The 18,422-nt window shown below is 59.8% G+C and carries 21 protein-coding genes; 10 read left to right on the forward strand and 11 right to left on the reverse strand.

Going from position 1 to position 18,422, the window contains the following annotated elements:
* Window positions 1-43 precede the first annotated feature (43 nt).
* The gene (locus tag KUV39_RS06810) at window positions 44-688 is read left to right on the forward strand and encodes an SOS response-associated peptidase (protein ID WP_222459321.1); all 645 of its coding nucleotides are present in this window, start codon (window positions 44-46) and stop codon (window positions 686-688) included.
* 84 nt (window positions 689-772) lie between these two features.
* Here the strand turns inward: KUV39_RS06810 and KUV39_RS06815 are convergent, their stop codons facing one another.
* The 7 genes from KUV39_RS06815 to KUV39_RS06845 all read right to left on the reverse strand — a co-directional run bounded on the left by KUV39_RS06815 (window position 773) and on the right by KUV39_RS06845 (window position 8,942).
* On the reverse strand, window positions 773-1,918 hold the full coding sequence (locus KUV39_RS06815; RefSeq protein WP_008559064.1) for an iron-containing alcohol dehydrogenase: 1,146 nt from the start codon (window positions 1,916-1,918) through the stop codon (window positions 773-775).
* A 94-nt stretch (window positions 1,919-2,012) separates the two neighbouring features.
* Window positions 2,013-3,395, reverse strand: coding sequence for an aldehyde dehydrogenase family protein (locus tag KUV39_RS06820; RefSeq protein WP_050672992.1), 1,383 nt, complete (start codon window positions 3,393-3,395; stop codon window positions 2,013-2,015).
* Window positions 3,396-3,477: 82 nt separating this feature from the next.
* A complete protein-coding gene (locus tag KUV39_RS06825; RefSeq protein WP_222459322.1) occupies window positions 3,478-4,830 on the reverse strand; it encodes a glutamine synthetase family protein in 1,353 nt (450 codons plus the stop codon).
* 110 nt (window positions 4,831-4,940) lie between these two features.
* Window positions 4,941-5,975, reverse strand: a complete 1,035-nt coding sequence (locus tag KUV39_RS06830; RefSeq protein ID WP_008561619.1) for a TRAP transporter substrate-binding protein — start codon at window positions 5,973-5,975, stop codon at window positions 4,941-4,943.
* A gap of 51 nt (window positions 5,976-6,026) precedes the next feature.
* A complete protein-coding gene (locus KUV39_RS06835; RefSeq protein WP_008560280.1) occupies window positions 6,027-7,529 on the reverse strand; it encodes a TRAP transporter large permease in 1,503 nt (500 codons plus the stop codon).
* Entirely contained in the window at window positions 7,529-8,125 is a 597-nt protein-coding gene (locus KUV39_RS06840) for a TRAP transporter small permease subunit (RefSeq protein WP_222459323.1), read from the reverse strand. The genes KUV39_RS06835 and KUV39_RS06840 overlap by 1 nt, the downstream gene beginning before the upstream one ends.
* Entirely contained in the window at window positions 8,118-8,942 is an 825-nt protein-coding gene (locus tag KUV39_RS06845) for an N-formylglutamate amidohydrolase (protein ID WP_222459324.1), read from the reverse strand. The genes KUV39_RS06840 and KUV39_RS06845 overlap by 8 nt, the downstream gene beginning before the upstream one ends.
* A gap of 150 nt (window positions 8,943-9,092) precedes the next feature.
* Between KUV39_RS06845 and KUV39_RS06850 the strand changes: the two genes are divergently transcribed.
* Window positions 9,093-9,965, forward strand: coding sequence for a MurR/RpiR family transcriptional regulator (locus KUV39_RS06850; protein ID WP_222459325.1), 873 nt, complete (start codon window positions 9,093-9,095; stop codon window positions 9,963-9,965).
* Window positions 9,966-10,068: 103 nt separating this feature from the next.
* On the opposite strand, the gene KUV39_RS06855 is transcribed toward KUV39_RS06850, so the two are convergent.
* Window positions 10,069-10,353 (reverse strand): hypothetical protein, encoded by a 285-nt coding sequence (locus KUV39_RS06855; protein WP_046210789.1) that lies wholly within the window; start codon window positions 10,351-10,353, stop codon window positions 10,069-10,071.
* A gap of 141 nt (window positions 10,354-10,494) precedes the next feature.
* Here KUV39_RS06855 and KUV39_RS06860 point away from each other — a divergent pair, with 141 nt between their 5' ends.
* Window positions 10,495-10,659 (forward strand): DUF1328 domain-containing protein, encoded by a 165-nt coding sequence (locus tag KUV39_RS06860; protein WP_008560857.1) that lies wholly within the window; start codon window positions 10,495-10,497, stop codon window positions 10,657-10,659.
* A gap of 159 nt (window positions 10,660-10,818) precedes the next feature.
* Entirely contained in the window at window positions 10,819-11,316 is a 498-nt protein-coding gene (locus KUV39_RS06865) for a Dps family protein (protein WP_037302536.1), read from the forward strand.
* A gap of 126 nt (window positions 11,317-11,442) precedes the next feature.
* Here the strand turns inward: KUV39_RS06865 and KUV39_RS06870 are convergent, their stop codons facing one another.
* Window positions 11,443-12,258 (reverse strand): response regulator, encoded by an 816-nt coding sequence (locus KUV39_RS06870; protein WP_046210790.1) that lies wholly within the window; start codon window positions 12,256-12,258, stop codon window positions 11,443-11,445.
* A 110-nt stretch (window positions 12,259-12,368) separates the two neighbouring features.
* Here KUV39_RS06870 and KUV39_RS06875 point away from each other — a divergent pair, with 110 nt between their 5' ends.
* From KUV39_RS06875 to KUV39_RS06895, 5 genes are all read left to right on the forward strand, one after another.
* Entirely contained in the window at window positions 12,369-12,551 is a 183-nt protein-coding gene (locus tag KUV39_RS06875) for a NepR family anti-sigma factor (RefSeq protein ID WP_046210791.1), read from the forward strand.
* On the forward strand, window positions 12,544-13,089 hold the full coding sequence (locus KUV39_RS06880) for an RNA polymerase sigma factor (RefSeq protein ID WP_046210792.1): 546 nt from the start codon (window positions 12,544-12,546) through the stop codon (window positions 13,087-13,089). The genes KUV39_RS06875 and KUV39_RS06880 overlap by 8 nt, the downstream gene beginning before the upstream one ends.
* A gap of 3 nt (window positions 13,090-13,092) precedes the next feature.
* The gene (locus KUV39_RS06885; protein WP_222459326.1) at window positions 13,093-14,793 is read left to right on the forward strand and encodes a sensor histidine kinase; all 1,701 of its coding nucleotides are present in this window, start codon (window positions 13,093-13,095) and stop codon (window positions 14,791-14,793) included.
* A 72-nt stretch (window positions 14,794-14,865) separates the two neighbouring features.
* Complete coding sequence (locus tag KUV39_RS06890; RefSeq protein ID WP_222459327.1) at window positions 14,866-16,371, forward strand: phospholipase D-like domain-containing protein; 1,506 nt, start codon at window positions 14,866-14,868, stop codon at window positions 16,369-16,371.
* A gap of 185 nt (window positions 16,372-16,556) precedes the next feature.
* Window positions 16,557-17,051 (forward strand): pyridoxamine 5'-phosphate oxidase family protein, encoded by a 495-nt coding sequence (locus KUV39_RS06895; protein WP_222459328.1) that lies wholly within the window; start codon window positions 16,557-16,559, stop codon window positions 17,049-17,051.
* Window positions 17,052-17,139: 88 nt separating this feature from the next.
* Here KUV39_RS06895 and KUV39_RS06900 read toward each other — a convergent pair whose 3' ends face one another.
* Window positions 17,140-17,325, reverse strand: a complete 186-nt coding sequence (locus tag KUV39_RS06900; RefSeq protein WP_008563024.1) for a PLD nuclease N-terminal domain-containing protein — start codon at window positions 17,323-17,325, stop codon at window positions 17,140-17,142.
* 67 nt (window positions 17,326-17,392) lie between these two features.
* Entirely contained in the window at window positions 17,393-17,518 is a 126-nt protein-coding gene (locus tag KUV39_RS06905; RefSeq protein WP_046210923.1) for an entericidin A/B family lipoprotein, read from the reverse strand.
* A 300-nt stretch (window positions 17,519-17,818) separates the two neighbouring features.
* Between KUV39_RS06905 and KUV39_RS06910 the strand changes: the two genes are divergently transcribed.
* Window positions 17,819-18,412 (forward strand): exopolysaccharide biosynthesis protein, encoded by a 594-nt coding sequence (locus tag KUV39_RS06910; RefSeq protein ID WP_222459329.1) that lies wholly within the window; start codon window positions 17,819-17,821, stop codon window positions 18,410-18,412.
* Window positions 18,413-18,422: the final 10 nt, after the last annotated feature.

Genomic DNA, 18,422 nt, shown 5'->3' on the forward strand with positions numbered 1-18,422 from the left:
GATGCGAATTGCATTCGCCCTTTTGCCTGCATAGCTTTGCCTCATGTGCAATCTCTACGCCTCTACCCGCCCACCGCAGGCCATTGTGCAGGCCGCAGATGCGATGGTTGTTGATCCGGCCATTGGCAACCTGCAGCCGCAAGAGGGGATCTATCCCGATTACACTGCCCCGATCGTACGTCACGGAGACCAGGGGCGGACTCTTGCGATGGCTCGTTGGGGGCTGCCCAAACCGGCTTTTGCGCTCAAAGGCAAGAAGGTCGACAGCGGTGTCACCAATGTACGCAACACCGATAGTGCGCATTGGCGCCGCTGGCTGGGTGTGCCGCATCGCTGCCTGGTGCCCTGGACCCGCTTCAGTGAACCGGGGCGCACGGCCGAAGGGAAATACGAGCCGGTCTGGTTCGAGATGGCAGACCCGGATGTCGTGCCGTTCTTTGCAGGGCTGTGCATTGCCCAATGGACATCCGTGCGAAAGCTGAAAGAGGGCGCGGTGACCGCGGATCTTTTTGCCTTTCTCACCACCGAAGCCAACGCAGAGGTGGGCGCTGTCCACCCCAAGGCGATGCCAGTGATCCTGACAACAGCTGCAGATATCGAAACCTGGCTCATGGCCGACTGGGCAGAAGCCCGCCACCTGCAAAAGCCGCTCGCCGATGGCTGCCTCAGGCGGTTGGGCCCCGGTTAAGGCGCCGAGGCTCAAGGCATGAAAACGCCCCCAACCCAGATCCGGGAAGGGGGCGCTGGAACCCGATGTGATTTCGGTTTTGACTTACATTGCGTTTTTGAAGAGCTGGGTGAGGTTTTCCTCGGTCAGCTCGACAGGGTTTCCGCCGCAGGACGGGTCGATGAGGGCGCCTTTGACGAGCTGGGGGATGGAGTCTTCGGTGACGCCGAGCTGGGCCAGTCCGCGGGGGATGCCGAGTGAGTCGTTGAGCTCCTGCACATAGCTCTTGAAGCCCGCAAAGCCGCCATCGATGCCAAGGTAGGCCGCTGCCATGTCAAAGCGCTCGGCGATTGCGTCGGCATTGAACTCCAGCACGGCGGGCATGCAGACCGCATTGGTGGTGCCGTGGTGGGTGTTGAAGACGGCGCCGATCGGGTGGCTCATGGCGTGGATGGCGCCCAGACCTTTCTGGAAGGCGGTGGCGCCCATGGCGGCGGCTGACATCATCTGCGCGCGGGCTTCGATATCGCTGCCATCGGCATAGGCGCGCGGCAGGTAGTCCTTGACCAGGCGCATGCCTTCCAGCGCGATGCCCTGGGACATCGGGTGGTAATGGGGGCTGGAGAATGCCTCGACACAATGGGCAAAGGCGTCCAAACCGGTGCCTGCGGTGATGAACTTGGGCATGCCGACGGTCAGTTCAGGGTCGCAGATCACCACCGTGGGCAGCACCTTGGGGTGGAAGATGATCTTTTTCTGATGGGTCACACTGTCGGTGATCACAGAGGCGCGGCCCACTTCGGATCCGGTGCCAGCCGTGGTCGGCACCGCGATGATCGGCGCGATGGCATCGGCATCGGCGCGGGTCCACCAGTCGCCAATGTCTTCAAAATCCCACACCGGACGGCTCTGGCCGCACATGAAGGCGACCATCTTGCCCAGATCGAGACCCGAGCCGCCGCCAAAGGCAATCACCCCGTCATGATCGCCTGCCTTGTAGGCGGCCACGCCTGCGTCGAGGTTTTTCTCGTTCGGGTTGGGGTCAACATCCGAGAACATCGCCCGGCCAAGGCCCGCGGCCTCCAGAATGTCGAGCGTGGATTGGGTGACCGGCAGATCGGCCAGGCCTTTGTCGGTGACCAGAAGCGGTTTTTTCATGCCCGCCGCCGCGCAGGCCTCGGCCAGCTCCTTGATCCGGCCAGCGCCAAACTTGATTGCGGTCGGATAGGACCAGTTTCCAACAAGTGTCATAGGTGTGTTCCTGTGATGAAGCCGGGGAGGGGGCGCTGCCCCCGCTTGCCCTGCGGCAAGCCCCCCGGAGTATTTTTCGGAAAGATGACGGGGCTCAGCCCGTGACCTTTTTCAGGTGATAGGATTTCGGGCGGGTGAGGTTGTGGAAGCCGATGACCGACAGGCCGCCCCCACGCCCGGTGTTCTTGCAGCCGGTCCAGCACAGGCCGGGGTCCAGGTAATCGGCGCGGTTCATGAAGACGGTGCCGGTTTCGATCTGATCGCCAACCCGCGCCGCGCGCTCGACATCGCGCGTCCACAGCGAGGCGGTGAGACCAAACTCGCTGTCATTCATCAGCTGGATGGCCTCCTCGTCGGAGGTGACTTTCATGATGCCCACCACCGGGCCAAAGCTCTCGTCGCGCATCACCCGCATGTCATGGCTCACATTGGTCAGGATCTGCGGGGTGAGATAGGCGCCGCCATCATCCTCGGCGAAGGGCGCGATATGGGCCACGGCACCGGCCTCGAGCGCCTCGGCGATCTGGGCGCGCACCTCCTGTGCAAAGCGCACATTGGCCATCGGGCCAATGGTGGTGTCGGCCTCCAGCGGATTGCCCAGCTTGTAGCTGTTGACGATCGCCACGGCCTTTTCGACAAAGGCATCGTAAAGGCTTTCATGGACATAGATCCGCTCGATGCCGCAGCAGCACTGGCCTGCGTTGAACATGGCGCCATCGATCAGCGTGTCCACCGCCGCGTCCAGATCGGCGTCTTCCATCACATAGCCCGGATCCTTGCCGCCCAGCTCGGTGCCGACGCCGGTAAACGTGCCCGCTGCGGCGCGTTCCATCGCCTGACCGCCACCGACGGAGCCGGTGAAGTTCACGAAGTCAAACGCGCGGTCTGCGATCAGCGCGGAAGTGGTGTCATGATCCAGGAAGACATTCTGGAACACATCCGCCGGAACCCCCGCCGACTGGAAGGCCTGCGCCATGCGCTCGCCCACCAGGAGCGTCTGGGTGGCGTGTTTCAGAACCACCGTATTGCCCGCAATCAGGGCAGGGGCCACGGTGTTGATCGCGGTCATATAGGGGTAGTTCCAGGGCGCGACCACCAGCACGACACCGTGGGGCACGCGCTTGATGTAGCGTTTGAATGTGGCGTCTTCGCCCACCTCGATATCAGCCAGCGCGTCTGCCGCGATCCGGGCCATGTGGCTGGCGCGTTCGTTGAAGCCGCCGAACTCGCCGCCATAGCGCACCGGTCGGCCCATCATATGGGCCAGCTCGGGCACGATCTCGTCGTTCATCGCCCCAACAGCAGCCACACCGGCCATCACCAGATCGATGCGCTCCTGCAGGGGGCGCGCGGCCCAGGCCGCCTGGGCGCTGCGCGCTGCTGCGGCGCGCTCTGCTGCGGCCTCGGGCGACAGCGTTTCACGCTCGGCATAGACCGATCCGTCGATCGGAGAGATACATTTCAGGGTCTGGCCCATGGTCTTCCTCATGTGGTTTGACAGGGGCGCGGCCCCCATCGTCATCTTTCCAAAAATACTCTCGCCGAAGGCTCTGCGCGCCTCAGGCGCGCTCGAACCCGCGGGCAATTTCGTAGTCGGTCACGATCCGCTCGAAATCCTCGATTTCCACCTCTGCCGCGCGCACGTAGTGATCCACCACCTCATCGCCCATCGCGGCGCGCAACATGGCAGAGCCCTTGAGCGCCGCCGCCGCGTCGCGCAGGGTGCCGGGGATCATGCCGGTGTCGCCCTGATAGACATCGCCCTTGGTGGGCGCCTGCAGCTCGAGACCCTCCTCGATGCCCGCAATACCCGCAGCCAGCATGCCCGCGATGGCCAGATAGGGGTTCATGTCCGAACCCGGAATGCGGCATTCGACGCGGATGGCCTTGCTGCCGACGCCACACAGGCGATAGCCCGCGGTGCGGTTGTCCACCGACCAGATGATCCGGGTGGGGGCAAAGGTGCCCTTCATGAAGCGTTTGTAGCTGTTGATGTAGGGCGCCATGAAGGCGGTGTAGTCGGGCGCGTATTTCAGCAATCCCGCCATGTAATTCTTCATCAGGGGTGACATGCCCAGCTCGTCGCTGTCGTCAAAGAACGCAGGCTTGCCGTCCTGCCACAGCGACTGATGCACATGAGAGGACGAGCCGACCTTGTCGTGATGCCATTTCGGCAGGAAGGTCACCGCATGACCCTGTTGCTGGGCAATTTCCTTCACCGCATGTTTGGCGATGGTGTGGAATTCCGCCGTGTCCATCGCCGCGGCATATTTGATGTTCAGCTCTTCCTGACCGGTCTCTGCCTCGCCCTTGGAGTTCTCGATCGGCAGGCCCGCGTCCCACAGGTGGTTGCGGATCGGACGCAGCACGTGCTCTTCGCGGCTGGTCTGCAGGATGCTGTAGTCTTCATTGTAGCCCGAGATCGGCTCCAGATCGCGAAAGCCCGACTTGCGGATCGCATCAAAGCTCTTTTCAAAGAGAAAGAACTCCAGCTCGGTTGCGCACATCGCGTCAAACCCCATCTCCCTGAGACGGTTGACCTGGCGTTTCAGGATGGCGCGCGGCGAATGCGGCACCTCTTCGTGGCTGTGATGATCCAGCACATCACACAGCACCATCACCGTGCCCTCAAGCCAGGGCACCGGGCGCAGGGTGGCCAGATCCGGCTTCATGACATAATCGCCATAGCCGTTTTCCCAGCTGGTCGACGCATAGCCATCCGGCGTCGCCATCGCCAGATCCGTGGCCAGAAGATAGTTGCAGCAATGGGTCTCTTCCCAGGCGCCATTCACGAAATGCTTGGCGTGAAAACGCTTGCCCATAAGGCGACCCTGCATGTCAACAAGGCAGACAAGAACCGTATCAACCGCACCAGAGATAACCTGGTCTTTGAGTGTGTCGAAGGAGAGCATGAGCAGCCCTTTGCATCTGAGGCCGCAACTTTTCAGGAAGTTGGGCAAATTCGTTGGGAAGGGGTTTGGCCCGTAGGGGCCGGGCCAAACCCAGGATTTGAAAGCGGGCCTTAACCGTAACGGTAGGGGCGGCCTGCTTTTTGCATGTCTGCGTTGTACTTCTTGATGATTTCAACAACACGCGCCTTGGTCGGGCTTTCGGCTGCGATCTCATCCCAGAACTTGTAGGCGGCTTCCTCGACCGTTGCCCATTCGGCATCGGGGATTGAGGTCAGCTCCATTTTCGGACCGTTGACGCGCAGGTCTGCCTCGCCACCCCAGTACCACCACTGACGGTAGTAGTGCGACTGGTCACAGCAGACGCGGAACAGGGTCTGCAGATCTTCCGGCAGTTCGTTCCAGCGGCCCTGGTTGGCAAAGAAGGAGCCCGCCCAGGCGCCGGAGATGTTGTTGGTCAGGAAGTAGTTGGTCACATCTGCCCAGCCAACGGTGTAGTCTTCGGTGATGCCGGACCATGCGATGCCGTCCAATTCGCCCGTTTGCATCGCGACTTCGATGTCTTCCCACGGCAGGGTGACGGGGACGACGCCGAACTGGCTCAGGAAGCGGCCAGCAGTCGGGAAGGTGAAGACGCGCTTGCCCTTCAGGTCCGCGAGGCTGCGGATCGGGTCTTTGGTGGCAAAGTGGCAGGGATCCCAGGCACCGGCCGAGATATGTTTGACGCCGACCTTGGAATATTCCTCGTCCCAGATTTCGTTCAGACCGTATTTGTTGAACAGCACCGGCACGTCCAGGGAATAGCGGGACGCAAAGGGGAAGTAACCGCCAAAAACGGTGACTTCGGTGGGTGAGGCCATGGAGTCATCATCGGACTGCACCGCATCGATGGTGCCACGCTGCATGGCGCGGAACAATTCGCCGGTCGGCACCAGCTGGTCGGCAAAATAGAGTTCGATCTGCATGCGGTCGCCTGCGATCTTGTTGAACATGTCGATGGCGGGTTTCACCACATGCTCGGCCAGCGCCGCGCCCGCATAGGTCTGCATCCGCCATTTGATGGTGGACTGCGCCAGAGCAGGGGTTGCCAGCGGTGCCGCCATGGCGCCAACACCGGCGGTTTGCAGAAACTTACGTCTTGTTGTCATCAGTTCTCTCCGTGTTGAAATTCCGGCCCCCTTGCGGGGCTCTTCTGGGGGTTATTTTCCGTAAACAAATTCTGGCAGCCAAAGAGCGATCTGCGGGAAGATCATCACCAGGGCCAAGGCCACGACCATGACGGCAGCAAAGGGGATGATCGAGACATAGATGTCCTTGAGCCCGATCTCGGGCGGGGCCATCGCGCGCATCAGGAACAGGTTGTAGCCGAAGGGCGGGGTCATGTAAGCGATCTGGGTGGTGATGGTGTAAAGGACGCCATACCAGATCAGATCGAACCCCAGCGCGCCCACCAGCGGCACATAAAGGGGGGCCACGATCACCAGCATAGCGGTGTCATCCAGGAATGTGCCCATCACGATAAAGCTGAGCTGCATCAGGATCAGGATCATCCAGGGCGACAGGCCCAGCTGCGTGGTAAACAGATCCTCGATCGCCTTCACCGCGCCCAGCCCGTCAAAGATCGCGCCAAAGCCGAGGGCTGCGAGGATGATCCACATGAACATGCAGGAAATCCCAAGCGTCGAGCGTACGGAGGTTTCAAACACCTCCTTGTTCATCCGGCCCTTCAGGATGGCCGCGATAAAGGCGGTCATGGCTCCGATGGCCGAACTTTCCACCAGCGAGGTCCAACCGTTGACGAAGGGTACCATCATGGTGGCAAAGATCGCCAGCGGCAGCACGCCAGAGAACAGCAGCCGGTATTTTTCCGCCATGAACACGTCGTGATAACATGCAGGGATCTTGCGGGTCACAAACCCAACAGCCAAGAGCGCCAGCGCAAGACCCGCGGCCGGTTTGGCCTCCAGCAGGCCCATCATGGCGGCCAGTGGCACCAGGATCAGCGTGCCCAGAACAATGTAGTTCAGGCGCAGCGGGTGGTCGCTGATGCGGTCATATTCGGCCAGGTCTTCGGGGCTCATGGCGGGGCCAAGCTCAGGCTGCATCCGGGCGCGCAGGTAGATGTAGACAATGAACATCGTCGCCATCAACAGGCCCGGCACAACGCCTGCAAGCCACAGCTGGCCAACCGGCTGGCGGGCGATCATCGCATAAAGGACCAGCACAACAGAGGGCGGCACCAGAATGCCCAATGATGATCCGGCCTGAATGGTCCCTGTCACCAGCGTCTTGTCATAGCCCCGGCGCAGCAGTTCGGGCAGGGCGATGGTGGCGCCGATGGCCATACCGGCAACAGACAGGCCGTTCATCGCTGAAATCAGGACCATCAGGCCGATTGTGCCAATCGCAAGCCCGCCTTTGACCGGCCCCATCCACACGTGGAACATCCGATAGAGATCGTCCGCGATCTTGGATTCCGACAGAACGTAACCCATGAAGATGAACATCGGCAGGGTCAGCAGCGGATACCATTTCATCAGCTTCATGGCCGCAGAGAAGGGAATTTCACTCCCGCCTGTACCCCAAAGCAGCAGTCCAGCCAAAGCGCCGACAAATCCGATGGCACCAAACACGCGCTGGCCGGTCATCAGCATCAGCATCATGCCGGCAAACATCACGATGGCGATGAGTTCATAAGGCATTAGAATTCGTCTCCGCGAAGGCGTCCGAGATCACGGAACAGTTCGGCAAGGCATTGCAGCAGCATCAAAGAGACACCGAGGCACAGGATGGTTTTGACCGGCCACAGGAAGGGGCGCCAGGCGGTAGAGCTGCGCTCCAGATAGCCCAGCTTGGCGCTGGCCGCATCAAGGCCTTCGGTCATGAGGGTTTTCAGCAGATCTCCAAAGAACTGGAACGGCTCAAGCCCGAAATACCCCAGTGAATAGGCCGTGGAGCTGACCGCGCCGTAAAACAGCACCCCGAGGTAGAACATCAGGAACAGCACGGTAAAGGCATCGACCCAGGCTTTGGTCTTCAGCGACCAGGCACCGTAAAACAGGTCCATCCGCACATTTGATCCCATCTGGATCGAATAGGGGCCACCCAGAATGTAGTAGGCGACCATCACGAATTGTGCAGTCTCCAACGTCCAGAGGGACGGGTTGAAAAACGTCTTCGAGATCGACGACCACAACAGAACCCCAACCAGGGCAAAGATCAGGTACATCGCAATGCGCCCGATAAAGCGGTTCATGGCGTCGATTGCGCGAACGTAGCCTTTGATCACACTAGGCATTGTCGGCTCCTTCCGTTGCCGGGGCCGCAGCTGCCAGATGCGCAAGGGCCGGGCGCAGCAGTACCAGCAGCTCTTCGGTCATCTGGGCTTCCTCGGCACTGTCGCGCACGAGGTCGTTGCGGATTTCAATCATCACATTGGCAAGCCCGTTGTTCACCCCATGCAACACCAGGCTGTGGGTGACGCCATCTTCGGGACCATAGGGGCTGTTGCGCTCGACCAGCCTGTTTGGCAGGGCCGGGGCGGCCTCCAGCATCAGATCGGCAAGCCGTGTGTCCGTGTCGTGCAGGATACCGATCTCAACCGCGCGCGGCTTGCCGTAATAGACAGGGGTAAAGCTGTGGACGGTGATCAAAACCGGTGGGCGCCCCTCGAGGGTGCGTTTCTCGATCAACTCGCTCACCGCGGCACAGAAGGGCCGGTAGACGGCATCGGTGCGCTCGGCACGGGCGGCGTCATCCAGATCGCGATTGCCCGGCACGTCAATCAGCTCTGACTTGGCAGGCATCGCGCTTGGGGCTTCGGGCGGGCGGTTGCAGTCATAGACCAGGCGGGACACCCGGCTTGCCACCATCGGGGCATCAAGCGCCTGCGCCAGTCCCAGGGCAACCGCGCGTGCGCCCGGGTCCCAGGCTGCATGGCTTTCACTGTCAGCGTGCGACAGACCAAGGCCGTCATAGCGCGCGGGGATGTGGTTGCTGGCGTGTTCGCACAGCACCAGCACATCGCCAGAGCCATCGGCATTCCAGACCTCGACCGGGGCGTCGAGATCGTCTGGCAGGCCGGAGGTAGGAGCGTTGGAATCGCTCAGCGGCATTGGGGTCTCCCTGTATTTTGGAAAAATGTTTTCATGCAGATCGGTTTGTGTCAATATATTTTCAGAAAGAGTTTCACCGCCCGCCCCATGCTGGTTTTTGGACGCCAGACGTGCTTAATTGACGGGCAAAGTTGATGAGGTAGCCTGCCTGTGACCAAACCGCCCAGCACCGTCAGAGAGCTGATCCGGGATCAATATTCGGCGTTGACGCAATCGGAGAAGAAATTCGCCAATGCGCTTCTTGCGAATTATCCGGCTGCGGGGCTGGCATCGATCACGATCGTCGCCTCCAATGCCGAGGTGTCGACGCCAACCGTGGCGCGGATGGTGCAAAAGCTGGGATTCAAAGGGTATCCGCAGTTTCATCAGGCCCTGCTGAAAGAGCTGGAGGCAAAGGGTTCAGGCCCCACGCAGCGGCGCGCCAACTGGGCGTCCGAAGCCCCCGAAGGCCACCTGCTGAACAGATTTGCACAGGCAGTTACCGATAACCTCAGTCAGACATTTTCGAATGTGGATTCAGAGCAGTTCGACGCGGCCGTGCGCCAGCTCGCAAATACCGAAGGGCGGCTTTACGTGGTGGGGGGGCGCATCACGCGGGCGCTTGCCGACTATGCCTTCACCCACTTTCAGGCGATCCGCCAACGTGTCACGCATATGACATCGTCATCGGCCACCTGGCCGCATTACGTGCTGGATATGGTTGAGGGCGACACGCTGCTGATGTTTGATGTGCGGCGGTATGAAACCAACCTCCAGCGCCTTGCCGAACTGGCAGCCGAGCGTGGGGTTTCGGTCATCTTGATCACCGATCAATGGTCAAGCCCGATCAACAGCGTTGCTGCGCATACGTTCAACTGCTGGGTTGAGATCCCATCCGCCTGGGATTCCAATATTTCAACCATGATGCTGCTTGAGGCGATGATCTCTGCGGCTCAGGAAGAGCGCTGGGATGAGACCCGTGCGCGGTATGAAAAGCTCGATACCATCTTCGATACGACCCGGCTTTTCCGCAAATTTACATAGGTTTGATAGTTTTAGGGGGCGATAGTTTCACCCATTGGTGACGAAAACAGGCAGGTGGCTATCTGCCTCCTGCCTGTTTCTCATCATTTGTAATATGTCGATATCACGCGGCGCGCTTGTGTCCCAGCGCCAGCCCCAGAAGCACGCCCAGGCCAACCGCACCAGCCAGTGCAACGCCGGGGTTTTCCTCAACGAATTTGGACCCGGATTTGGCCAGATCTGCAGCGGCGTCGGTGGTGGACTTCAAGGTCGCATCCGCAGCAGCGCGAACCTCTTCGGCCTTTTGCGAAGCAGCTTCCTTCAGCGCTGCGACATTGCTGTCTGCGTCCGCCTCCGGCTTGTTGGTCTTGCTTGCGGTCGTGTTGTTCTTTTCAGCGATCGTGGCCATCGTAAATCTCCTTTCGTCACCTCAAGTGTCACCATCTCAACGAGCTGCCGGGCCATCTGGTTCCATCCTGTTTTTCGGGAACCGGATCAGCCCGCGCTGCGTTTTGCCGGTATCCACGAAACGACAACCAAGGAGGCTCCGATGCTATATTGGGCTCTTATCTTTCTGGTCGTCGCATTGATCGCAGGTCTGTTCGGCTTTGGTGGCGTTGCGTCGGCTTCTGTTGGGATTGCACAGATCCTGTTTGTACTGTTCCTCATTCTGGCCGCCGTGGCCTTTGTGGTTCAGCTGGTCAGGGGACGCTGATCTGACATGGTTGATATCTGAGACGGGCAGACCTCTGGTTTGCCCGTTTTTGTTTGGGCCACGGCGGCTGTTGCGGGTGGTGCGACAAAAGAATCAGGAACAACCACCGGGGCGTTGCGTTGGGTCGGTGAACGTAAACGAGAATGAGAGGAAAACGATATGAGCGAAGTTCTATCCGTAGTGCCCAGCAAAGATTCTGTGTCCACCGGCGTGCGCGATACCTCGGCCCTCGCCGAAGGTCTGGCAGATGTACTGGCGGATACCTATCGTCTCGTCTTCAAAACCCACGCCTATCACTGGAATGTCGAAGGCCCGGCCTTCTACTCGGTCCACAAGCTGACCGAAGAGCAATACGAAAACATGTTTGCGGCCACCGATGAGCTGGCAGAACGGATCCGTGCCCTTGGCCATCTGGCGCCAGCAAGCCTGGCTGACATCGTGAGCCGCTCCAAACTGCAGGACAGCGCTGGCGGCCTGAGCGCGGCGGAGATGATCGAAGATCTGGCCACCAGCCACGAACGCGTGGCGCACCGCTTGCACGCGCTGGCCGAAATGAGCGGGGACCGCAAAGATATCGTAACCGAAGATCTGGCGACGGCCCGCTCCGCCTTTCACGAACAAGCCGCCTGGATGCTGCGCGCAATCGGCAAATCCTGATCAGGTTGCTCTTGCCTGTCGCCCAGCTTCAGGCAAGAGCGGTCATCGGACCAGAAAAACAGGTTCAATGAAAAAAGCCGCCACATCGCTGTGGCGGCTTTTCAGTTTCGGTTGAAGGAGCCCGGTTCAGACCTTCAAAGTCTCGGTCGAGCTGAAGAACATGGCCTGGCTCACGGCAGAGCGGACCTGTTCCTCGGTGTAGGGTTTGGAGATCAGGAATGCCGGTTCCGGGCCTTCACCTGTCAAAAGGCGCTCGGGGAAGGCTGTGATAAAGATCACCGGACAATCTTCCTGTTCCTGCAGGATTTTGTTCACGGCATCGATCCCGCTGGAATTGTCGGCCAACTGAATATCCGACAGAATCAGGTCCGGCCGCTCTTCCTGTGCGAGTTTGACCGCCGCCGTCTCTGTGCGCGCGATCCCGGTGACACGGTGGCCCATCTCGGTAACGATGCTTTCCAGATCCATCGAGATGATTGCCTCATCTTCGATGATCATCACCTTGCCCGAGGTCGATTTGGACATTTCCTGATAGGCAATATTGATCAGCTCCTGGGCTTCGGCAGCGCCGACACCCATGACTTGGCCGACTTCTTCGGTCGAAAACTCCTCGATTGTGTGCAGCAAAAGGGCTTCACGGGTGTTCGGTGTCAGCGCGCTCAGGTGCTTCTGGGCTTTGCTCTCAAGCCCCGATGCGGGGGCCTCAACCTCCAGTGGAGCGCCAGAGGTGGTCCAGATTGCGTGAAAAGCGCGGAACAAAGCAACTTTTGCCTTGAGCGCTGTGTCAAACCGGTCAGGCTCGGACAGGATAGCCTCTAGTGTGGCTAGGGCATAAGTGTCACCGCTTGTCTGGCTTCCAGTCAGCGCGCGCGCATACCGGCGCAGGAAAGGCAGGTTCGCCCCGATTTGGTTGGCAAGAACTTCTCCTGGCTCAGCGGTCATCGGCTATGTCCTTTTTTTGGAATACATATGGAACCATACGCCGGATTAACGCGTTTGGTTCCGGAAAGCGCAAAAAAAATGTGTGAAAAATTTGGATGAGAGAGCACGAGATGCCCAAGAAGCGCAGTGATACGGTCGAGCGAGAGATCGACCAAAACCTGAAGCGTGCCTTTGACGCACTGGCCTCGGAGCCTCTGCCGGACCGCTTCACCAGCCTGCTGGATCAGCTCAAGGCCAAAGAGACGTCAGATAACGCGTCGGCCTCTGATGACCAGGAGGGGCGAAATGACTGACCCCCGCGATGAGCTTGTCGAACATCTGGGCGCCATGCGCGCCTTTGCCATCAGTCTGACCAGAAACACGGCAACAGCCGATGATCTTGTGCAGGACACGTTGGTTAAAGCCTGGACAAACTTTGACAAATTCGAGCAGGGTTCAAATATGCGAGCCTGGTTGTTCACAATTCTCCGCAATACGTATTACTCCCTGCGACGCAAACGGCGCCGCGAGGTAGAGGACGCGGATGGCGTCATGGCGGAAAGCCTGTCCCAAAAGCCGGATCATGACGGCCGGTTGAACATGCGCGATTTCAATGTTGCGTTTGAACAGCTCAACGACGAGCAGCGCGAGGCATTGATCCTGGTGGGCGCCGGTGGTTTTTCCTACGAGGAGGCCGCAGAAACCTGTGGCGTGAAAGTCGGGACAATCAAAAGCCGCGTTAATCGTGGTCGTGCGCGGCTTGCGGAACTGATGAACATGGACGAGGACGAGCCGATGGAAATCACTGACGTGGTAACCGCGGGCATCGTCGCACAGCAGAGTCACGCCTGATTTATGTTTGAGCGCTACCTGTCCCGAGGGCTGTTTTTCCGGCTGGCCATCCTGATGAGCTTTGCCCTGCTGCCCTTGGGTCTGATTGCATTGTATCAAACCTACACCGTGGTGGATGAGGCCGCCCGCCTGTCGCGGGTGGCCATTCTCGCGCGGACAGAGCGCGCGGCGATTGGCGAGCGCGAGCTGCTGCAGCGAAGCCAGGGCGCGGCCAATACCTTGGCCTCAATCGGCTGGACGCTGATGCGCGAGCGCAGTGCCTGCGCCGATGTGATGAGAGGTTTTGTCTCCGATCATCCGGAATATAGTTTTGCGGGTCTGACTGACGCAGACGGAAATTTGATCTGTGCATCGGACAACACCGGAAAAGACGTGTCCGAGGAGGCGTTTTTTATCAAGGCCAGCAACAAAGGGGCGCCTGTCTTCAGCGTCGACCGCTCCCTTGCGGATCGGGAACGGCTCCAGCTGTCCTTGACGTATCCCATCCGTGACGGGGACGCGGTGGTGGGATTTGCAACCCTTGGCATCCCAAAGTCGCTCACCAGTGTCTTCTTTACCGAGAAGTGGCAGTTGGAAGGTATCAAGTTCGCCACTGTCGATTCCGATGGCGACATTCTTTCCTCCTCTGATGTCTTTCCGCAGGCGGGGCTCTTGCTGCCTGCTTCGATCGAACGGGACCAGTTGCTCGGCTATAGTGGGCAGACGTTTTTCGCCCAGTCCACGGCAGGCAACGATCGGTTTTTCGCCATTAGCGAAGTCATCCCGGGGCAGGTGGCTGTGGTGGGAAGTTGGCCTGCGGATATCTCTGATCTGGCATCTGGTCCCGGGCGTTGGTTGTTGACGCTCGCCTTCCCGGTTCTGATGTGGGTCGCCGGGATCGGGGTTGCCGTGTTCGGCCTGCACCAGCTGGTGATCCGGCACCTCAGTGATCTGCGCACCGCGATGCGGCGCTACGCTTTGGGGGAACGGGAACATGCGCAGCTGCAGCTGATCAACCCACCGCGCGAGTTTTCAGAGGCACAGCAGTCGTTTAACCGGATGGTCATGATCCTGAGCAACGCCGAGTCCCGGCGTGAGATCGATCTGCAGGAAAAGACGGTTCTGCTGAGAGAAGTCCATCACCGGGTCAAAAATAACCTGCAGCTCATTGCATCGATCATGAACATGCAGGCCCGTGGCACCAAGTCCGAAGAGGTGCGTGGCGTGCTCTCGCAGCTGCAACGCCGGGTCCGGGGGTTGGCCGCAATCCATCGCTCGCTCAACACCAACCCCGACAGCACGGCCGTGGATTCACGTGAACTGATCGAAACACTGGTGGGCGAGGCGCGACTGCAGTCGGGCGCAGCGGCAGAAATCCGAACAGAGGTGCAGCCCGTGCCTCTTGATCAGGATACTGCTGTCAACCTGTCGATGCTGCTGGCCGAGGCCTTGAGCAACGCGATCAAGTTCGCCTCTCACTGCCCGGAGGGACAGAGAACGGTGGATGTGCAGTTTTTCCTTCTGGACGATGACCGCTGCCATCTGGTGATCCGCAACAGCCGTACAGCGGGCGCAGGTGATGATACAGCAGACACCGCAGGATCGGCCGGCCTTGGCGCGCGTCTGATGAAGGCCTTTGCCTCGCAGTTGGGTGGAGAGCAGAATATCAGAACAACCGAGACAACCTTTACCTACGACATCGTATTTTCACTGGATACGCCATAAGGTCAGGTAGCAGGGGCCAGAGACGGGGCCCCATTCGCAGTCAATTTGCATTCACGACAGGGATCTGCCGACATGGAGCGCAGAGACACCACCGCCGACGCCCCCGACAGGGAAGACATGTTTGAGGTTCTGGTCACGGCGCAGGAAGCCTGGCCTGCCTTTGAGCGGGCTGTCCTGGGGGCAGAAACCGTTGTCCGGGCCAGCTTTCGGATCTTTGACTTTGCCACGTTTTTGCACAGTGACGAGGCCAAGGAGCTGGGCACGACATGGGCAGATCTGGTCGAACATATTCTGCGCAAAGGTGTGGATTTTGATCTGGTGGTCAGTGACTTCGATGCGCTGATGGCAGAGGATCTGCACGGCAAATCGCAAGCAACCTTGAAACAGGCCCGCGACATTCAGGCAAAGCTAAGGGCGGATCCGCCAACCAAGTGTGGCAAACTGACCGTCCGCGCGGCCCTGCATCCGGCGCGGGCGGGGCTGGTGCCCCGGCTTGCCTTTGGCCCGTTTGTCAAACGGCGCAAGAAAAAGGTGATCCGCGGGCGCAAATCCCGTGACCAAAGCAGTTGGTTGCCGGAACTGAGCCCGGTCACCCACCACCAGAAACTCGCCGTGGTCGACGGCACCACGCTTTATGTTGGTGGGCTTGATCTCAACAATCGCCGTTACGACACGCCCGATCATGACCAGGTGGCAGAACAGACCTGGGCAGATGTGCAGCTGATCCTGAAGGGGCCGGAAGCCGCCGAGGCCGATGCCTATCTGCAGGAGTTCGAAACGCTTGTCGCGGGCAAGGAGACACCCAAAGAGGGTATCCATCTGCGCCGGACCCTCTCTGCGCCCCGCAAGCTGGGGTTCTGGGCGGTATCACCCCAGACGGTCGCGCGAGAGATCGAGGAGGACTTTCTCAACGCCTTCAAGCGTGCGCGCCATATGATCTACATGGAAACCCAGTTCCTTCGCTCCAGCGTGCTTGCAAACGGGCTGGCAGAGGCGGCACAGCGTAACCCGGATCTGTCGGTTATCCTGGTTTTGCCTGCGCTTCCCGATGATGTCGCGTTTGACGGCAACCGTGAACTGGACGCGCGCTATGGCATGGCGCTTCAGGCCAGCGCCCTTGAGCGGGTTGTGGGGGCCTATGGTTCACGCGCCTGCATCGCCAGCCCAGTGCAGCCCATGCTGGCAGACAGAGACTCTCCGCGCGCCCTAGCAGGTTCACCGATGATCTATGTGCACAGCAAGGTGCTGCTAGTGGACGACAGCTTTGCGATGGTGGGATCGGCCAATATGAACGGTCGCTCCATGCGCTGGGACACCGAAGCCGCACTGCGCACCGATGATCCCGCGCGCGTTGCCAAGGTCTGGAAGGCCATGTGCGACCACTGGTGGCGTGGCTCTCATTCCCTGCCGGACGAGGCGCGCAGCCCCGAAACCGCCGTGGACTGGTGGCGCCGCGAGGTCGCCCGAAACGGTGTGCGTCTGCCGCAGAAACGAACCGGTTTTCTGGTGCCGCATGATCCGTCGAATATGAAAGATCTGCAGCAACCTTTGCCAGGGGCAACTGAAGATATCGTATAGGATCAGTGGGTTAAAATATGTACCCAAAATCCACATTTACCGCGGGTAAAAAAAAGCTAGAATGAAAGGGAACCACCCTGTGTTTGCGCGCGTTCAGGTTGCACAAATGTTCAGATGAAGGCAAATGTCCAGCTGATCATCTGTACGACAGGCAACCTGAATAGGATCCAGAGAGAGTTAATCACGTGGATTTTAGCCCAGACATGATGAAACGCGCCGCACAGCAGTTGTGGCACCAGTTAGAAAACCGCCGTTCCTCCATGTTGATGATCGAGGCGGCGAAACCAGCCCTGCAACCGGTCAGTCATTTTGCCGATCCTGAACGCGGTCTTGTGTGGTTTATCTGTTCACGAGACAGCGCGCTGGTTTCCGCTTTCAAGGACGTCGCGCCGGCTCGGCTGAACTTCGTCAGCAACAGCGAAGACTATTTCGCCAGCCTCAGCGGCGAGATCGAAATCGCTGACGATCCCGATCAGCTGGACCATTTCTGGAGCTATGCGGCGGATGCTTGGTTTGAACAGGGGCGAAATGATCCCAGTGTTGTTCTGCTGAAGATGACGCCTCAAAAGGCCACCGCATGGGTGGCGCAGGGGCAGCAGCTCTTGGTGGCGCCCAAATCCATGTGCATTCAGTTCGGGGTTGAACCGGTCAAATCCAGCCAACGCAGCAACACCCGCTGATTGCGGGTACTGTCTGCTCTCGGCGCCAGTGTTCTTCGAAAAAAAGCGGCCCAGGGGGCCGTTTTTTGCTGAACAGGGTGTCGCTGCCTCAGGCCTTGGCGCCGCGCGGACCGAACAGAAGCCAGCAGATAAAGCCGATGATTGGCAGGATCAGAACGAACAGGATCCAAAAGACCTTTTTGCCGGTGCTCGCGCCAGAGCTTACGGTGCCTACGATGGCCCAGATTGTCAGGGCCAGCACGATCAACCCGCCAATGCCTACATAATCATTCATTCCAATACCTCTTTCGTGATCCGCTTTCGGCCCTTGCCCGGTCAATGCCGGGCAGGGCGGGGGCGTGTTACTGCGCCTCCTGGGACTCTTCAGTGATCGTATTGCCCAGCGAAGACACATCGCGGCCAAAGCCTTCGGTGGTTTCACAGGCCGCGAGGCCAACAAGGGCAAGCGCTGCAAGCATGATACGCATAATCTGTCCTTTCATCATCTCTGATTGCGGGCGGGTCGCCACGCAGGAGGAGGGGCGAGAGGCAGGAAGGCCTGCAATCATCGTAACGCCCGAACGGTCCTGACTGATCTCAGGTTTGCAGTGCCTCAACGCGCCTTCCTGCAAGTGGTTCCATGCGCTGCGGTTTTCTTTTTCGGGAACCCGGCCCGCAAGCCTTGCGTTTTTCAGGCAGACAATGCCCGTCCCGTCCTGATGCCAAGCGCAGACAGAACAGGGGGCGCGGCCCCCCTGCCGCGCCAGCGTACCGACAAGGAGACCCCCATGTCAGCAGATCAGCAACCGGTCGAACATATGATCGATACTACAAGCGAGCTGCTGGACGAGGACTGCATTCATGTCGATGACGTGGTGGATGATCTGGGCCGCAGCTCGATGTCTGCCACGCTGCTGTTTCCGGCAATGATTGTGGTGTCCCCCCTCAGCGGGGTGCCGGGTCTGTCCACGGTCTGTGGTCTTCTGATCTTTCTTGTGGCCGGTCAGATGGTGCTGGGCCGGGACGAGCTGTGGTTGCCCCAGTGGCTGCGCCGTCGCAGTCTTGCCTCTGATAGGGCGCGCAGGGTGCTGGGACCGCTGCGCCGCATGGCGCGGTTTCTGGATCGCCACACCGATGCCCGGCTCACCGTTCTGACGCGTCGGCCGTTCGTCACCGTCCCGCGCGCCATCTGCGCGCTGTGCGGGGCGATGATGCCGTTTCTGGAGCTGGTGCCCTTTACCTCCTCTGCCTTGGGGGCAGTGGTGGCAGGCCTGTCCGTTGCGATGCTGACCCGCGATGGCGTGGTGATGCTGGTTGCGCTTTGTCTGGTCTGCGTTCTTGCAGTGGGGCTACCGATCTTTGTGACCGGCGTCGTCGCCTGAGAAGCCCGCC

The organism is Phaeobacter italicus (assembly GCF_019801785.1).
In the GTDB taxonomy this organism is placed as follows: domain Bacteria; phylum Pseudomonadota; class Alphaproteobacteria; order Rhodobacterales; family Rhodobacteraceae; genus Phaeobacter; species Phaeobacter italicus.

Coding starts and splice junctions, on each gene's coding strand:
- KUV39_RS06905 (WP_046210923.1), bottom strand. CDS start 17,518: ATGCGTATCATGCTTGCAGCGCTTGCCCTTGTTGGCCTCGCGGCCTGT.
- KUV39_RS06900 (WP_008563024.1), bottom strand. CDS start 17,325: ATGAATGATTATGTAGGCATTGGCGGGTTGATCGTGCTGGCCCTGACA.
- KUV39_RS06890 (WP_222459327.1), top strand. CDS start 14,866: ATGGAGCGCAGAGACACCACCGCCGACGCCCCCGACAGGGAAGACATG.
- KUV39_RS06830 (WP_008561619.1), bottom strand. CDS start 5,975: ATGACAACAAGACGTAAGTTTCTGCAAACCGCCGGTGTTGGCGCCATG.
- KUV39_RS06810 (WP_222459321.1), top strand. CDS start 44: ATGTGCAATCTCTACGCCTCTACCCGCCCACCGCAGGCCATTGTGCAG.
- KUV39_RS06880 (WP_046210792.1), top strand. CDS start 12,544: ATGACTGACCCCCGCGATGAGCTTGTCGAACATCTGGGCGCCATGCGC.
- KUV39_RS06855 (WP_046210789.1), bottom strand. CDS start 10,353: ATGGCCACGATCGCTGAAAAGAACAACACGACCGCAAGCAAGACCAAC.
- KUV39_RS06875 (WP_046210791.1), top strand. CDS start 12,369: ATGCCCAAGAAGCGCAGTGATACGGTCGAGCGAGAGATCGACCAAAAC.
- KUV39_RS06840 (WP_222459323.1), bottom strand. CDS start 8,125: ATGCCTAGTGTGATCAAAGGCTACGTTCGCGCAATCGACGCCATGAAC.
- KUV39_RS06845 (WP_222459324.1), bottom strand. CDS start 8,942: ATGCCGCTGAGCGATTCCAACGCTCCTACCTCCGGCCTGCCAGACGAT.
- KUV39_RS06885 (WP_222459326.1), top strand. CDS start 13,093: ATGTTTGAGCGCTACCTGTCCCGAGGGCTGTTTTTCCGGCTGGCCATC.
- KUV39_RS06825 (WP_222459322.1), bottom strand. CDS start 4,830: ATGCTCTCCTTCGACACACTCAAAGACCAGGTTATCTCTGGTGCGGTT.
- KUV39_RS06860 (WP_008560857.1), top strand. CDS start 10,495: ATGCTATATTGGGCTCTTATCTTTCTGGTCGTCGCATTGATCGCAGGT.
- KUV39_RS06865 (WP_037302536.1), top strand. CDS start 10,819: ATGAGCGAAGTTCTATCCGTAGTGCCCAGCAAAGATTCTGTGTCCACC.
- KUV39_RS06870 (WP_046210790.1), bottom strand. CDS start 12,258: ATGACCGCTGAGCCAGGAGAAGTTCTTGCCAACCAAATCGGGGCGAAC.
- KUV39_RS06835 (WP_008560280.1), bottom strand. CDS start 7,529: ATGCCTTATGAACTCATCGCCATCGTGATGTTTGCCGGCATGATGCTG.
- KUV39_RS06815 (WP_008559064.1), bottom strand. CDS start 1,918: ATGACACTTGTTGGAAACTGGTCCTATCCGACCGCAATCAAGTTTGGC.
- KUV39_RS06820 (WP_050672992.1), bottom strand. CDS start 3,395: ATGGGCCAGACCCTGAAATGTATCTCTCCGATCGACGGATCGGTCTAT.
- KUV39_RS06910 (WP_222459329.1), top strand. CDS start 17,819: ATGTCAGCAGATCAGCAACCGGTCGAACATATGATCGATACTACAAGC.